This is a genomic window from Curtobacterium phyllosphaerae (genome assembly GCF_049341865.1).
GTDB classification, from domain to species: Bacteria; Actinomycetota; Actinomycetes; order Actinomycetales; family Microbacteriaceae; genus Curtobacterium; species Curtobacterium phyllosphaerae.
In genome coordinates this window covers 327,455-340,765 of the sequence record NZ_JBMPIU010000004.1, presented here as the reverse complement: position 1 = coordinate 340,765, position 13,311 = coordinate 327,455, and the positions used below count along the sequence as shown (strand labels likewise).

The 13,311-nt window shown below is 71.9% G+C and carries 17 protein-coding genes and 2 riboswitches; of the genes, 10 read left to right on the top strand and 7 right to left on the bottom strand.

Annotated features, from left to right (window positions below):
• Nucleotides 1-63 precede the first annotated feature (63 nt).
• The 4 genes from ychF to ACO0E0_RS09610 all read left to right on the top strand — a co-directional run bounded on the left by ychF (nucleotide 64) and on the right by ACO0E0_RS09610 (nucleotide 2,689).
• A complete protein-coding gene (gene ychF, locus ACO0E0_RS09625; RefSeq protein WP_422871185.1) occupies nucleotides 64-1,137 on the top strand; it encodes a redox-regulated ATPase YchF in 1,074 nt (357 codons plus the stop codon).
• Between the two features lie 109 nt (nucleotides 1,138-1,246).
• On the top strand, nucleotides 1,247-1,843 hold the full coding sequence (locus tag ACO0E0_RS09620; protein ID WP_422871184.1) for an LON peptidase substrate-binding domain-containing protein: 597 nt from the start codon (nucleotides 1,247-1,249) through the stop codon (nucleotides 1,841-1,843).
• Between the two features lie 73 nt (nucleotides 1,844-1,916).
• Nucleotides 1,917-2,138 (top strand): hypothetical protein, encoded by a 222-nt coding sequence (locus ACO0E0_RS09615; protein ID WP_422871183.1) that lies wholly within the window; start codon nucleotides 1,917-1,919, stop codon nucleotides 2,136-2,138.
• Nucleotides 2,139-2,227: 89 nt separating this feature from the next.
• Nucleotides 2,228-2,689 (top strand): phage tail protein, encoded by a 462-nt coding sequence (locus ACO0E0_RS09610; protein WP_422871182.1) that lies wholly within the window; start codon nucleotides 2,228-2,230, stop codon nucleotides 2,687-2,689.
• An 81-nt stretch (nucleotides 2,690-2,770) separates the two neighbouring features.
• On the opposite strand, the gene ACO0E0_RS09605 is transcribed toward ACO0E0_RS09610, so the two are convergent.
• Nucleotides 2,771-3,061: a hypothetical protein gene (locus tag ACO0E0_RS09605; protein ID WP_422871181.1), complete on the bottom strand. Its 291-nt coding sequence runs from the start codon at nucleotides 3,059-3,061 to the stop codon at nucleotides 2,771-2,773.
• A gap of 333 nt (nucleotides 3,062-3,394) precedes the next feature.
• The gene (locus tag ACO0E0_RS09600; protein ID WP_422871180.1) at nucleotides 3,395-4,183 is read right to left on the bottom strand and encodes an isocitrate lyase/PEP mutase family protein; all 789 of its coding nucleotides are present in this window, start codon (nucleotides 4,181-4,183) and stop codon (nucleotides 3,395-3,397) included.
• A 101-nt stretch (nucleotides 4,184-4,284) separates the two neighbouring features.
• On the opposite strand from ACO0E0_RS09600, the gene ACO0E0_RS09595 reads away from it, so the two are divergent.
• From ACO0E0_RS09595 to ACO0E0_RS09585, 3 genes are all read left to right on the top strand, one after another.
• Complete coding sequence (locus tag ACO0E0_RS09595; RefSeq protein ID WP_422871179.1) at nucleotides 4,285-4,443, top strand: hypothetical protein; 159 nt, start codon at nucleotides 4,285-4,287, stop codon at nucleotides 4,441-4,443.
• Nucleotides 4,444-4,565: 122 nt separating this feature from the next.
• Nucleotides 4,566-4,994, top strand: a complete 429-nt coding sequence (locus ACO0E0_RS09590; protein WP_422871178.1) for a BLUF domain-containing protein — start codon at nucleotides 4,566-4,568, stop codon at nucleotides 4,992-4,994.
• A 59-nt stretch (nucleotides 4,995-5,053) separates the two neighbouring features.
• Nucleotides 5,054-5,899: an alpha/beta fold hydrolase gene (locus tag ACO0E0_RS09585; RefSeq protein ID WP_422871177.1), complete on the top strand. Its 846-nt coding sequence runs from the start codon at nucleotides 5,054-5,056 to the stop codon at nucleotides 5,897-5,899.
• Nucleotides 5,900-6,045: 146 nt separating this feature from the next.
• Here ACO0E0_RS09585 and ACO0E0_RS09580 read toward each other — a convergent pair whose 3' ends face one another.
• The 5 genes from ACO0E0_RS09580 to ACO0E0_RS09560 all read right to left on the bottom strand — a co-directional run bounded on the left by ACO0E0_RS09580 (nucleotide 6,046) and on the right by ACO0E0_RS09560 (nucleotide 8,421).
• Entirely contained in the window at nucleotides 6,046-6,363 is a 318-nt protein-coding gene (locus ACO0E0_RS09580) for an antibiotic biosynthesis monooxygenase family protein (RefSeq protein WP_422871176.1), read from the bottom strand.
• Between the two features lie 118 nt (nucleotides 6,364-6,481).
• Nucleotides 6,482-6,742, bottom strand: a complete 261-nt coding sequence (locus ACO0E0_RS09575; protein WP_422871175.1) for a hypothetical protein — start codon at nucleotides 6,740-6,742, stop codon at nucleotides 6,482-6,484.
• Entirely contained in the window at nucleotides 6,739-7,221 is a 483-nt protein-coding gene (locus ACO0E0_RS09570; RefSeq protein WP_422871174.1) for an FBP domain-containing protein, read from the bottom strand. The genes ACO0E0_RS09575 and ACO0E0_RS09570 overlap by 4 nt, the downstream gene beginning before the upstream one ends.
• A complete protein-coding gene (locus ACO0E0_RS09565) occupies nucleotides 7,218-8,027 on the bottom strand; it encodes a M48 family metalloprotease (RefSeq protein ID WP_422871173.1) in 810 nt (269 codons plus the stop codon). The genes ACO0E0_RS09570 and ACO0E0_RS09565 overlap by 4 nt, the downstream gene beginning before the upstream one ends.
• 7 nt (nucleotides 8,028-8,034) lie before the next feature.
• On the bottom strand, nucleotides 8,035-8,421 hold the full coding sequence (locus ACO0E0_RS09560) for a BlaI/MecI/CopY family transcriptional regulator (protein ID WP_422871172.1): 387 nt from the start codon (nucleotides 8,419-8,421) through the stop codon (nucleotides 8,035-8,037).
• 90 nt (nucleotides 8,422-8,511) lie between these two features.
• Nucleotides 8,512-8,605: riboswitch (glycine riboswitch) on the top strand.
• A riboswitch (glycine riboswitch) is annotated at nucleotides 8,606-8,710 on the top strand.
• Nucleotides 8,711-8,757: 47 nt separating this feature from the next.
• Here ACO0E0_RS09560 and gcvT point away from each other — a divergent pair.
• The 3 genes from gcvT to gcvP are packed head-to-tail and all read left to right on the top strand — an operon-like array spanning nucleotide 8,758 to nucleotide 13,258.
• A complete protein-coding gene (gene gcvT, locus ACO0E0_RS09555) occupies nucleotides 8,758-9,906 on the top strand; it encodes a glycine cleavage system aminomethyltransferase GcvT (RefSeq protein ID WP_422871171.1) in 1,149 nt (382 codons plus the stop codon).
• Between the two features lie 5 nt (nucleotides 9,907-9,911).
• On the top strand, nucleotides 9,912-10,289 hold the full coding sequence (gene gcvH, locus ACO0E0_RS09550) for a glycine cleavage system protein GcvH (RefSeq protein ID WP_422871170.1): 378 nt from the start codon (nucleotides 9,912-9,914) through the stop codon (nucleotides 10,287-10,289).
• A gap of 5 nt (nucleotides 10,290-10,294) precedes the next feature.
• Nucleotides 10,295-13,258, top strand: coding sequence for an aminomethyl-transferring glycine dehydrogenase (gene gcvP, locus ACO0E0_RS09545; RefSeq protein ID WP_422871169.1), 2,964 nt, complete (start codon nucleotides 10,295-10,297; stop codon nucleotides 13,256-13,258).
• The last annotated feature ends 53 nt before the right edge of the window (nucleotides 13,259-13,311 follow it).

The window sequence follows — 13,311 nt, the reverse complement described above, 5'->3', positions numbered from 1 at the left end:
TCGCACGGGGGACGGACATCGCCCGGGCGGGCGGTCGGCGTTGCGCGGTTAGGCTTGTGCATCGTGGCTCTCAACATCGCGATCGTCGGACTGCCCAACGTCGGCAAGTCCACCCTGTTCAACGCGCTCACCAAGAACCAGGTGCTGGCGGCGAACTACCCGTTCGCGACCATCGAGCCGAACGTCGGCGTCGTGAACCTGCCGGACGCCCGCCTCCAGGTGCTCGCGGACCTGTTCCACTCCGAGAAGGTCCTGCCCGCACCGGTGTCCTTCGTCGACATCGCGGGCATCGTCAAGGGCGCCAGCGAGGGCGAGGGGCTCGGCAACAAGTTCCTCGCGAACATCCGCGAGGCCGACGCGATCGCGCAGGTCGTCCGCGGCTTCGACGACGACGACGTCGTGCACGTCGCCGGGCAGGTCTCGCCGAAGGACGACCTCGAGGTGATCAACACCGAGCTGATCCTCGCCGACATGGAGACCGTCGACAAGGCGATGCCGCGGTACGAGAAGGCCGTCAAGCTGAAGCAGGTAGAGCCGGTCGTCCTCGACACCGCGCGCGAGGTCCGTGCCGTGCTCGAGCAGGGCATCCTGCTGTCGGCGACCTCGATCGACCTCACGCCGATCCGCGAGCTCGGACTGCTCTCGGCCAAGCCATTCATCTTCGTGTTCAACGTCGACGAAGCCGTCCTCACCGACGATGCCCGGAAGGCCGCCCTGGCCGAACTCGTCGCACCGGCGCAGGCGGTGTTCCTCGACGCCAAGATCGAGTCCGAGCTCATCGACCTGTCCGCCGCGGAGGCGCAGGAGCTCCTCGAGGCCACCGGCCAGCCCGAGTCCGGGCTCGACCAGCTCGCGCGCATCGGGTTCGACACCCTCGGGCTGCAGACGTACCTCACTGCTGGGCCGAAGGAGACCCGGGCGTGGACGATCGGCAAGGGGTGGAAGGCGCCCCAGGCCGCCGGTGTGATCCACACGGACTTCGAGAAGGGCTTCATCAAGGCGGAGGTCATCTCGTTCGACGACCTCGTCGAGACCGGATCCATCGCCGAGGCCCGCGCCCACGGCAAGGCCCGGATCGAGGGCAAGGACTACGTGATGCAGGACGGCGACGTGGTGGAGTTCCGCTTCAACAACTAGGCGCCGAGGAACCTCGGCCGAGCGCCGACGCTCGCCGACCCGCGACCGCGGCAACGGGTCCGCGTCTGCTCCGCACCGGTTCCCCGCGGCAGCGGTGCTTGACTGGGGTATGACCGTCTCACCGATGTTCCCGCTCGGGTCAGTGCTGCTCCCATGGGTGCCGATCCCGCTCCGGGTGTTCGAGCCGCGGTACCTCACGATGATCGGCCAGTTGCTCGACCTCGACGAACCCGAGTTCGGTGTCGTGCTCATCGAGCGTGGCTCGGAAGCCGGCGGTGGCGACCAGCGCGCCTCGGTCGGGACGATGGCGCGTCTCGTCAGTGCCGCCGTGGGCGCCGACGACCTGTTCGTCATCGGCATGGGGACGCAGCGGTTCACGGTCGAACGCTGGGTCGACGACGATCCGTACCCTCGGGCCGAGGTGTCGATGCTGCCGGACCTGGAGTGGTCCGCTGCACTCGAACCCCTGCGGGTCGACGCCGAGACGGCCGTCCGACGCCTGGTCGCCCGAGTCTCGGAGTCGCCGGCGGAGTCCGACATCGAGCTGTCGGACGACCCCGTTGCGGCCGCATGGCAGCTCGCAGCCATCGCCCCGTTGGGGGAGTACGACAGGTACGCCCTGCTGAGGTCGGCGACGATGACCGACCTGCTGCGTCAGCTGCTCGAGCTCACGCTCGAGGCCGAGGAGCTCTGGTCCGCCGAGTGAGCGGCCGGCGTGGAGCACGGGGGATGATGGTCTACCGTTGCCTCGACGGCAGACGAACGAACGGCGACCCGCGATGAGCATGCAGGAGCAGCCCCGGTACCGGAAGATCTGGTCTCGTGTCCAGGTCGGGGTGCTCGCGACGGCGGTCCTCGCCTGCATCGTGCTGCTCCTCACCGGGGCTGCCGGGCGCCAGCTCGATCCGGTCTTCGCCGTCGCGGCCGTCTTCTTCGGCATCGCGCTCATCGGGCACGCCACGTACCTGTGGCTCCTCGCGCGTGCCGAGCGCCGTCGCTGAGTCCTCCTCCGGCATCTGCCGGGCGAGGAGTGTGGCGGCGGCCTCCGTCGCGCTACGGTGAGCGCACGAACCGATCCGAGGAGAACCCCATGCCGTACGCCGTCGACTTCGTGGACGTGTCCACCACCGGGCTCGAGACCTCGCCGGTCGCCGATGCGCTCGCCGGACTGCGCGCGAACGAGGCCCGCTACTTCGGGAACAAGTACGACCACGTGTTCACGACGAGCCCCGCGGACGAGGTCCCGGACGTCGTCGAGTGGGTCAGCACGATCCTGCTCGAGAAGGACATCGTCATCGCGTCGAAGCCACTCGAGGCGACCGCGTTCGAGGTCGACGGCATCCGGATGGCGTACGTGTTCCACGAGTCGGGGTTGTCGGTCAACGTGATGTACACGATCGCCGACGCGGGCAAGCGTGCGGTCGGCCTCAAGCTGTCCCAGGGCATGGAGGTGCCCGCGGAGCTCGCGTCGAAGTTCAAGTTCGCCCGACAGCGATCCAAGCTCGCCGGGGAGATCCGCGGCTCGTTCTTCGTCATCAAGGGCGAGTACTGAGTCGCGCTCCGAGTCTCCCTCCCGGAACGGAGCAGCGGCGCCCACCCCGGAGGGTGAGCGCCGCTCCTGTGTCCGGACGGGCTAGGCCGCGACGGCGTACTCCGCGAGCCGCACCTCGTGCGCCTGCAGGATCGTGCGGCTCGGCTCGCCGAACCAGGCGCGGCCCGGGACGACCCAGCCTTCGGCACCGGCGACGAGCACGTGGTCGCCGAGGCGGACGTGCGCGCCGAGATCGGTCCGGGGGAGCCGGACGAGGTATTCGTGGTGGAGTCCTTCGATGACGACGAACTCGACGAGGTCCTCGTGGGTGAGGACCGGGATGGACGCGACGGTTCCGTCGACGTGCGTGAGGTCGAGTGTGGTGTTGGTCATGGTGCTGTCTTTCGAGAATGGCGGCATCCGGTGTGGCCGGCAGGGCTCTCGGATCCTCGGATGGATCGGGCCCCGGCGGCTGGGGGATGCACACGCCGACAATCGGCGTGCTGTGCCCGGCCTGGTCAGGCGGAGCGGGTGGCTTCGGTGGAATGCGATTCAGGGGAATCGGTACGAAGCGATGCAGGTGGGAACGAGATAGATCGGCTCGTCACAGAACACCCACTTCCAACCATAGCAGACGGACAGCGCGTCGGCAGAACGGACCACAGAACGGACGGGAGGCGCGGGGCAGCGCCGCCCCGTGCCTCCCGTCCGCCCGTGGCCGGTTCGTCAGTTGAGCGGCGGGGTGTCCTCCGGGACGACGCCGCCGTCGTAGAGGTCGGTGGCGAGGTCGCGGAGCGCACGGAGCGCGACGCGCTGCGTGAGGGGACCGTACGAGATCCGGGCGACGCCGAGGGCCTCGTACTCGGCTGCGGGCAGCGCGCCGGGCAGGCCGATCACCGAGAGCGTGCCGACGCCGAGCCCCTCGACGAGACGCTCGACGACCTCGCGCGGGTGGCCGCCCGGGACGAACACCAGGGGCGCCCCCTCGTCGAGGAACGCCTTGCCGCGGGCGATCGCGTCCGCGATGCTCTCGTCGAGCGGGCGGTCGCCGCCACGCGCGATGGCGTCCGTGCGGGCGTTGAGCTGGAACGGGATGCCCTCCTGCTCGGCGGCGCGCATGATCGCCCGGACGCGGGAGACGGCCTCGTCGAAGGGGCGCAGCCGGTCCTCCACGTTCGCGCCGACGATGCCGAGGCCGATCGCGCGGCGGATCGTCTCCGCCGGGTCCTCGTAGCCGTCGTCCAGGTCCGCGGTGACGGGCAGGTCGACCGCGTCGACGACCGTCTTCGCACCCTGGAGCGCGACGTCGAGGGGCATGCCGCCGTCGTCGTACCCGAAGGACGCGGCGATGGAGTGGCCGGCGGTCGCGATCGCGGTGGTGCCGGGGAGGTCCGCGACGGTCTTGGCGCTGATCGCGTCCCAGACGTTGACCACGCGGAGGATCTCCGGCGCTCGGTGCAGGTCTCGCAGGGTGGTCGCTCGGTCGGCGACGGCATCATGGTTCTGAGTGGTCATGCAGCTGAGCCTAGGGATCCCGGTGCCGTGACGTGCCCTCTCCGGGCGACACCCCGACTGGGGATTTGTCGATCCGTGTGCAACGGACCCAGAATCGTCGCATGAACGGGAACGCCTCCTTCGCAGACCTCAGCGCACACCGCACGCGCAGCAACGTCCGACCCGCCGCCGTGCGCGTCGAGACCGTTCCCGAGGGCATCGAGATCGTCGACGAGACGGCGTCCGCCGAACCCACCGCGCACGCGTTCGTCACCGCCTGAACCGACCCGGCCGCGCCCCGGTGCAGCGTGGTCTCGTCCCGGCGGACGCGCGCGGTGGACGACCCGTCCTGCCCCCCGAACGAGGGTCATTCCGTGATCCGCCCGTCCGGCACTATGGACTCATGCTCTCGATCGTCTACGTCAGCACAGCGACGACACCACCCGACGACGCCGAACTGGCGGCCATCCTCAAGGTCGCCCGTCGGCGCAACACCGAACTCGGCGTGACCGGACTCCTCGCCTACCGCGAGGGCCGGTTCCTGCAGCTCGTCGAGGGTCCCGACGACGCCGTCGACGCACTGTACGAGAACATCGCCACCGACCCGAGGCACCGTGACGTGCAGCTCCTCGACCGGGACACCGTCACGCAGCGCTGGTTCCCGGACTGGGCCATGGCGTTCGAGCCACTCGACGACGACGCCGTGGCCGGACTCGAGGGGTTCCGGGACTTCTTCACCTCGACCGGGGAGCTCGGAGCTGCGGCGGCGTCCTCGCGCACCCAGGCGATCCTGTACTGGTTCCGCCGGCACGCACTCTCCGCCGCAGCCTGAGCCACGGCGGACGACGACGCCGCCGACCTGTCCGCGCCGCCGAGGCCTACGGTGGGCGCATGACCCGCATCGAGCACCTCCGCCGCGGCCGCCTGGTCTTCGACGTGGACGACGTCGGACCGGAGTCCGGCACCCCCGTCGTGCTGCTCCACGGCTTCCCCGCGAACCGGACCGGCTGGCGCGCGGTCACCCCGGCGCTCACCGAAGCCGGGTTGCGGTGCCTCGCCCCGGACCAGCGCGGCTACTCGGTCGGCGCACGACCACCCGGACGTCGGAACTACCGCCGTGACTGGCTCGTCGACGACGTCCTCGCCCTGATCGACCGCCTCGACGGTCCGGTGCACCTCGTCGGGCACGACTGGGGTGGGCTCGTCGCCTGGCGTCTGGCGCAGCGGGCACCGGACGCGCTCCGGTCGCTGACGGTCCTGTCGACCCCGCACCCCGCCGCGTTCGGGGACGCGTTCGTACGGTCCGACCAGCTCGTGCGCTCCTGGTACATGGGCCTGTTCCAGGTGCCGTGGATCCCGGAGCGGGTGCTCGCCGGCCGGAACCTCGCGACCGCACTCGTCGGGATGGGCCTGCCGACGCACATCGCCGACCAGTACGCGGCGCACCTGCGGGACCCGGCGGCGCTCCGCGCGGCACTCGACTGGTACCGGGCGTTGCCGTTGCCCGACCCGTCGAGCGTGGGCGACGTCCCGACGGCCGTCACCGTGCCGACGACGTTCGTGTGGGGCTCGGGGGACGAGGCCCTCGGACGCTCCGGCGCGGAGCGGACCGAGCGGTACGTCGCGGCGCCCTACCGGTTCGTCGAGGTGCCGGAGAACCACTGGCTGCCGGAGACCGCACCGGCACTCGTCGCGGACACGATCCTCGACGCGGTCGAACGGTCCCGGATGCGCTGAGGCGACTCCGGCCCGGTCCGTCCGGTCGTCGAGGACGCAGGAACCCCGGGGTGCGGCCGTTCCCGGACTCCGCGTCGGTGCATCCTCGACGGACCGAGCGCTCGACGGAGCGAGAGCCCGACGGAGCGAGCGCTCGACCGAGGGAGCTAGAGCTCGACGACCTCGAACTCGAGCAGGTCGGCACCCGTGGCGACCGGCCTCGGCGCCGAACCCGTCGCATCGGCCGGAGCACCGCCACCGTGCGCCGCCGCGGCACCGTTCGCCGCCCAGTCCTGGAACGCCTCCTCGCTCGCCCAGGTCGTCACGACGAAGTACCGGTCCTCGCCCTTGACGGGGCGGAGCAGCTGGAAGCCCTCGAACCCCGCGGCACCGTCCACCGAGTGCCGGCGTGCCGCGAAGCGCGACTCGAGCTCGGTGCCGGCGCCGGCAGGAACGTGGATGGCGTTGATCTTCACGACGGACATGCGGTTGTGGTTCCTTCCGGGGGGCGGTGCGGGATGACGGACGGGAGGCCCGGTGCGGGCCGCACCCGCTCCTCCCGACCGTAGCCAGCCGCGCTGGGCGGGAGCCGCCAGACCACGCTCAGGTGGGGAGGACGGGCGCGCGGTGCGCGCCGGTCTCGTCCACGACCCACGGCCGTGACCCGAAGACCCGGAGGCCGAGCCGGAGGAGCAGGAACTCGACGTGCGCGACGACGTCGGGATCCCATGCACCCTCGACGCCGATCCCGACGGCGGCGAGCTCGTCGTCGGACTCGTCGAGCAGGGTCGCCGTCCAACGGCCCTCGTCGCGCTCCTCGACGGTCGCCCACCGGACGCTCGCGCGGTCGAACGGGGTCGTCACGCCGTCCGCATCACGTCGGCCGTGAAGTTCTGGACGCGCTGCAGCAGCGCCGCGCTCCGGGCCGCGATCGTCTCGGGCGGGTTGAGGTGCGGCGGGGCGACACGGATCAGGATCGAGCACGCCAGGTCCTCGCAGATGTACGACCCGATGGTGTTCCCGTTCAGCCCGGCGTCGCCGGCGCGTGACGCGGAGAACAGCCGCACCTGGGTGGCCGGTTGGGGCGAGTGGCAGAACGAGCACATCGCCGCGATCCCCGGGCGGAGCGACCCGCCCGCGGCACGGACGACGATGCCGGTCGGACGGTCGTCCATCCAGTGCACCATGTACCCGCGGCGGGCGGCCTGCGGGTCACGCCAGCCGAGGTACTCGCGGTCGGCCCAGAGCATCTCGTGGAGACCGGGGATCGGCATGTGGTCGAGCTCGTTCGGGAGTGCGTTGACGAACGACGACCTGATGTCGGACTCGGTGAGCGGCTTCAACTCTCTCCTTGTCGGGGGTCCGGGTCTCGTCGGGGGCTCGGGTCTCGTCGGGGGTCCGGTGACGATGGTCCGACCAGCCTAGCCACGCGGACACGGGTCAGCGCCGACGCGGAGTCCGCAGCGAGCACGGCCCGTGCCACGACGTCCGCGCCGGTCCGCCGTGCGGCGGCGTCGTCGGCCGCGAACTCGACGAGCACGCGCGTCGACCGCGCCATCGCGCGTGCCCCGGGGACCCACGGCACGGCCCGCTCGATGGACTCGGCGACCGCGACGACGAGCGCATGGCGTCCGCGGAGGTGCGCGGCCTCGTGCGCGACCACCGCCGCGAACTCACGGTCGTCGAGCCTCGCGCGGAGGCCGGAGCTGACGAGCACGCCGCCGCTCCGCCCGGGCACCGCACAGGCCAGGGCGTGGTCGGCCTCGACGACCGCGACGATCGTCCCGTCCACGAGCCGGTGCGGGGCGGCACCGGCGCGCATCGCCTCGCGGACGGCGACGTGCTCCGGCCCCGGTCGGACGCGCACGGCGATCACGAAGGCCGCGACCCCCGCGACGGCGACGACGAGGTGGACGCCGTGGGTCGGGGACCCGACGATTCCGAACGGGTCGTCGGCGGGGCGTCCGGCCAGCGCGACGAGGGCGATGCCGCCGACGAACCCGACGACCCCGAGCACGACCGATCCGCTCCACGCCGCCAGGGCCGTCCGGGGACGGTCGATCGTCCACGCCCAGCGGGTCAGGCCGCGGGGCGCCAGCGCGACCACCGCGACGGCGACCGCGAGGAGGACCACGCCGACGACGACCACGGAGGTGTCAGGACGTCCGTCGTGCGTCGATCGCGGCGCGGAGGGCGTCGAGGTCGTCGGCGGCCAGGGAGCCGGTGAACTGCAGCAGTGCGGCCGCCCGGTCGTTGGACGCGGCGAGCGCCGACTGCATGAGCGTCGCGGTGTGGTCCGCGCGGGAGTGGGCGGCCCGGAACGTCAGGGGCGCGTCCTGGTGCTCCTGGCGGTCGACGGTGCCCTTGCGTCCGAGCCGGTCGAGGACCGTGAGCACGGTGGTCAGCGCGGGACGGGGCTCCGGGAAGGACTCGAGCAGCTCGCGTGCGGTGAGCCCGCGGTCGGACCCCCGGTCGACGGTCCAGAGGGCGTCGAGCACCGCCTGCTCGAGCTGCCCGCGGGGGCGCGATCGCTGTCCTGCCACACGATCACTCTACGTGTCGTCGAAGGCCCGTCGTCACCTGCTCGGGACACGGACGCGGTACGATCGACGCACAATCGAACATCGGGCCGCTCACACCCTGCGGGAGAGTCCGACCTCCGGGTCCGGACACCGAAGGAGCAACCTCCCCGTCAATCTCTCAGGTCGAACCGACCGCAGGAGTCAGGCCACTCTGAAAAGCAGGACCGCGTCCGGTCCTCGCCCACGGTGAAAGTCGTCGACCCGCTCGGGGCGCCGGCGAAACTCTCAGGCCCATGACAGAGGGGGAGTTCCGTCCGGCGACGCAGCCGGACCTCGCCGATCCAGGAGAACTCCGCCATGTCCGATCCGTCCACGCCTGCTGCCGGCGCGCGCCGCTCGCCGCTGCACGACGCGCATGTCGCTTCTGGAGCGTCGTTCACCGACTTCGCCGGGTGGCAGATGCCCGTCCGGTACACCTCCGACCTCGCCGAGCACCACGCGGTGCGCCAGGCGGCCGGCGTGTTCGACCTCTCGCACATGGCGGAGATCGGGGTGCAGGGCCCGGACGCCGTCGCGTTCCTCGACGCCGCGCTCGCCGGGTCGTTCGGGTCGATGCCGGTCGGTCGGGCCAAGTACTCGCTCCTGCTCGCCGAGGACGGCGGGATCCTCGACGACCTCGTCGTGTACAAGACCGGTGACGACACCTTCCTCGTCGTCGCGAACGCCGCGAACCGCGCCGTCGCCGTCGCGGCCCTGACCGCGCGCGTGACCGCGACGTCCGGTGGGTCCTACGACGTCGAGGTCACGGACGACAGCGACACCACCGCGCTCGTCGCCATCCAGGGGCCGGCTGCCGCGGGGACGCTCGACGAGCTCGTCCTCGAGGACCGCCTGCAGCCGGAGACGCCCCTCGACGAGCTGCGCTACTACCGCGTGCTGCACGCCTCGTTCGACCAGCAGGACGTGCTCGTCGCCCGCACCGGGTACACCGGCGAGGACGGCTTCGAGATCTACTGCCCGCCCGACCTCGCGCCGACGATCTGGGACGCACTGCTCGCCGCGGGCGCCGATCGCGGCGTCGTGCCGGCCGGCCTCGCGTCCCGGGACACGCTCCGGCTCGAGGCGGGCATGCCGCTCTACGGCCACGAGCTCGACACCGCCACCCGGCCGGCGCAGGCGGGGCTCGGTCGCGTCGTCGCGATGGACACCGCCTTCGTCGGGCGGGACGGCGTCGAGCCCCCGGCGGACGCCCCGGTGCTCGTCGGCCTCGTGATGGCGGGGCGTCGTGCCGCGCGCGCCGGGTACGCCGTGACGGACGGCGACCGGCAGGTCGGGACGGTGACGTCCGGCGCGCTGTCCCCGACCCTCGGGCACCCCGTCGCGATGGCCTTCGTCGAGCCCGGCTCCGCCGAGCCCGGCACCGTCCTCCACGTCGACGTCCGTGGCACCGCCATCCCCAGCACCGTCTCCTCGTTCCCGTTCTACCGTCGCCCGGCGAAAGGCTGATCCGCATGACCGACATCACCACGCTCCAGTACACGAAGGACCACGAGTGGCTCGCGGTCGACGGCGACATCGTCACCGTCGGCATCACCGACTACGCCGCGAACCAGCTCGGTGACGTCGTGTACGTCGAGCTCCCGGCCGTCGGCACCACCGCGGGGGTGGGCGACACCCTCGGCGAGATCGAGTCCACCAAGAGCGTCGGCGAGCTCTTCTCGCCGGTCGCCGGGACCGTCACCGAGGTCAACGAGGACGTCGTCGCCGCGCCGGACACGGTCAACCAGGACCCGTTCGGGGCCGCGTGGCTCGTCAAGATCCAGCTGGCCGAGGGCGGGGTCCCCGACGACCTTATGACCCACGACGGCTACACGGCGTTCGCGAGCTGACCCGGATGACCTCCCACGAGCACGCCAACCTCCAGACCACCTTCGCCGATCGTCACATCGGCACCGGCCCCGCCGACCAGGCGCGGATGCTCGAGACGCTCGGGTACGACTCGCTCGACGCGCTGGTCCGCGCGGCCGTCCCGGCGTCGATCCACGCCGCTCCGGTCGAGCACTCGACGATCCCGGCGGCCGTCGGCGAGAACGAGGCCCTCGCGGAGCTCCGCGCGATCGCTGTGCGGAACACCGTGCTCCGACCGATGATCGGGCTCGGCTACTCGGGGACCCACACCCCGGCCGTGATCCAGCGGAACGTCCTCGAGAACCCGAGCTGGTACACGGCCTACACGCCGTACCAGCCGGAGATCTCGCAGGGCCGACTCGAAGCCCTCATCAACTTCCAGACCATGGTCGCCGACCTCACCGGCATGGCGACCGCCGGCGCGTCGATGCTCGACGAAGGCACCGCCGTGGTCGAGGGCATGCTCCTCGCCCGCCGTGCATCGAAGGTCAAGGGCGACACGTTCCTGGTCGACCGGGACGTCCTGCCGCAGACCATGGCCATCCTGCGGCACCGTGCCGACGCCGTCGGGATCACGATCGCCGAGTTCGACGTCGCCACCGGCCTGACCGACGCGGACGCCGACGGTGCGTTCGGGCTCGTCGTGCAGTACCCGGGTGCGTCCGGTCGCGTGACCGACCCGCGTGCCGTCGTCGACCGCATCCACGCCGGTGGGGGGATCGCGGTCGTCGCCGCGGACCTGCTCGCGATGACGCTCCTGGCGAGCCCGGGCGACCTCGGCGCCGACGTCGCGGTCGGCACCTCGCAGCGCTTCGGCGTGCCACTCGGCTTCGGGGGCCCGCATGCCGGCTACCTCGCCGTGCGTGCCGGGCTCGAGCGGCAGCTCCCCGGCCGACTCGTCGGGGTGTCCTTCGACGCCGACGGCGGGATGGCCTACCGGCTGAGCCTGCAGACGCGCGAGCAGCACATCCGGCGCGAGAAGGCGACGAGCAACATCTGCACCGCGCAGGTGCTCCTCGCCGTCATGGCGTCGATGTACGCGGTGTACCACGGGCCCGAGGGCCTCCGGTTCATCGCCGCCCGGGTCGCCCGGACCGCGTCGGCCCTCGCGGACTCGGCGCGCGCCGCCGGTGTCGAGGTCGTGCACGACGCGTTCTTCGACACGGTGACCCTCCGCCTCCCCGGGGGCGCGTCGCAGGTCGTCGCCGCTGCGCACGACCGCGGGTACCTCCTGCACCGCGTCGACGACGACACCGTGCAGGTGTCGGTCGACGAGACGACGACACCGGAGGACGTCGTCGCGGTCGCCGCGGTCCTCGGTGCCGAGCAGCGTGTCCCGGACACCGAGCGGGCGATCGCGGACGCGGCGCCGAGCATCCCGGCGGCGCTCGCCCGGACGTCCGGGTACCTGACGCACCCCGTGTTCCAGGCGCACCGCAGCGAGACCCGGATGATGCGCTACCTCAAGCACCTGTCCGACAAGGACTACGCACTCGACCGCGGGATGATCCCGCTCGGCAGCTGCACGATGAAGCTCAACGCGGCGACCGAGATGGCGGCGGTCACGTGGCCGGAGTTCGCCGGGGTCCACCCGTTCGCACCCGCGTCCGACGTCCAGGGCTACCTGACGCTGGTGGGCGACCTCGAGACCTGGCTCGCCGAGGTCACCGGGTACGACACCGTGTCGCTGCAGCCGAACGCCGGGAGCCAGGGCGAACTCGCGGGACTCCTCGCGATCCGCGGGTACCACCGGAGCAACGGCGACACCGACCGGACCGTGTGCCTGATCCCGTCGAGTGCGCACGGCACGAACGCCGCCAGCGCGGTGCTCGCGGGCATGAACGTGGTCGTCGTGGCGTGCGACGACGCCGGGAACGTCGACCTCGACGACCTCCGGGCGAAGATCGACCAGCACGCCGGGGCGATCGCGGCGCTGATGATCACCTACCCGTCGACCCACGGTGTGTACGAGCACGAGATCCGCGCGATCTGCGACGCGGTGCACGACGCCGGCGGGCAGGTCTACGTGGACGGCGCGAACCTCAACGCACTGCTCGGGCACGCTCGGTTCGGCGACTTCGGCGGCGACGTCTCGCACCTCAACCTGCACAAGACGTTCTGCATCCCGCACGGCGGCGGCGGCCCCGGCGTCGGCCCGGTCGCGGCGAAGGCGCACCTCGCGCCGTTCCTGCCCGCGCACCCGATGGCGCAGCAGGCGGACCGGCGTCCGGGATCGACGGACGGAGCGGAGGCGCTCGGCAGCTCCGCCACGCCGCTCGCCTCCGTCCCGGAGCGGCTCGCGCACGGCGGCGGTCCGGTGTCCGCGGCGCCGTACGGCAGCCCGAGCATCCTGCCGATCACCTGGGCGTACGTCCGGATGATGGGCGTCGAGGGACTCACCGCGGCGACCGAGGCCGCGGTGCTCGGGGCGAACTACCTCGCGGCGAAGCTCCGGGACGCCTACCCGGTGCTCTACACGGGCGACGCCGGGCTGGTCGCGCACGAGTGCATCCTCGACCTCCGGCCGCTCAAGGAGTCGACCGGCATCTCCGTGGACGACGTCGCCAAGCGCCTGGTCGACTACGGTTTCCACGCGCCGACGATGTCGTTCCCCGTCGTCGGCACGCTCATGGTGGAGCCGACGGAGAGCGAGGACCTCGCGGAGCTCGACCGCTTCGTCGACGCCATGCTCGCGATCCGCGCCGAGGCCGACGAGGTCGCGGCGGGCACCTGGCCCGCGGACGACAACCCGCTCGTCGGGGCGCCGCACACCGCGTCGAGCGTCATCGCGGGGGAGTGGTCGCACGCCTACACGCGGGAGCAGGCGGTGTACCCGTTGCCCGGAATCGCGGCGTCGAAGTACTGGCCGCCGGTCCGCCGGATCGACCAGGCGTACGGCGACCGCAACCTCGTGTGCGCCTGCCCGCCGATCGAGGCCTTCGCCGAGTAGCAGCCCAGCCGACCCCGCTCCGCAAGACCCTACGTTGACCAGTTCGCGCACGG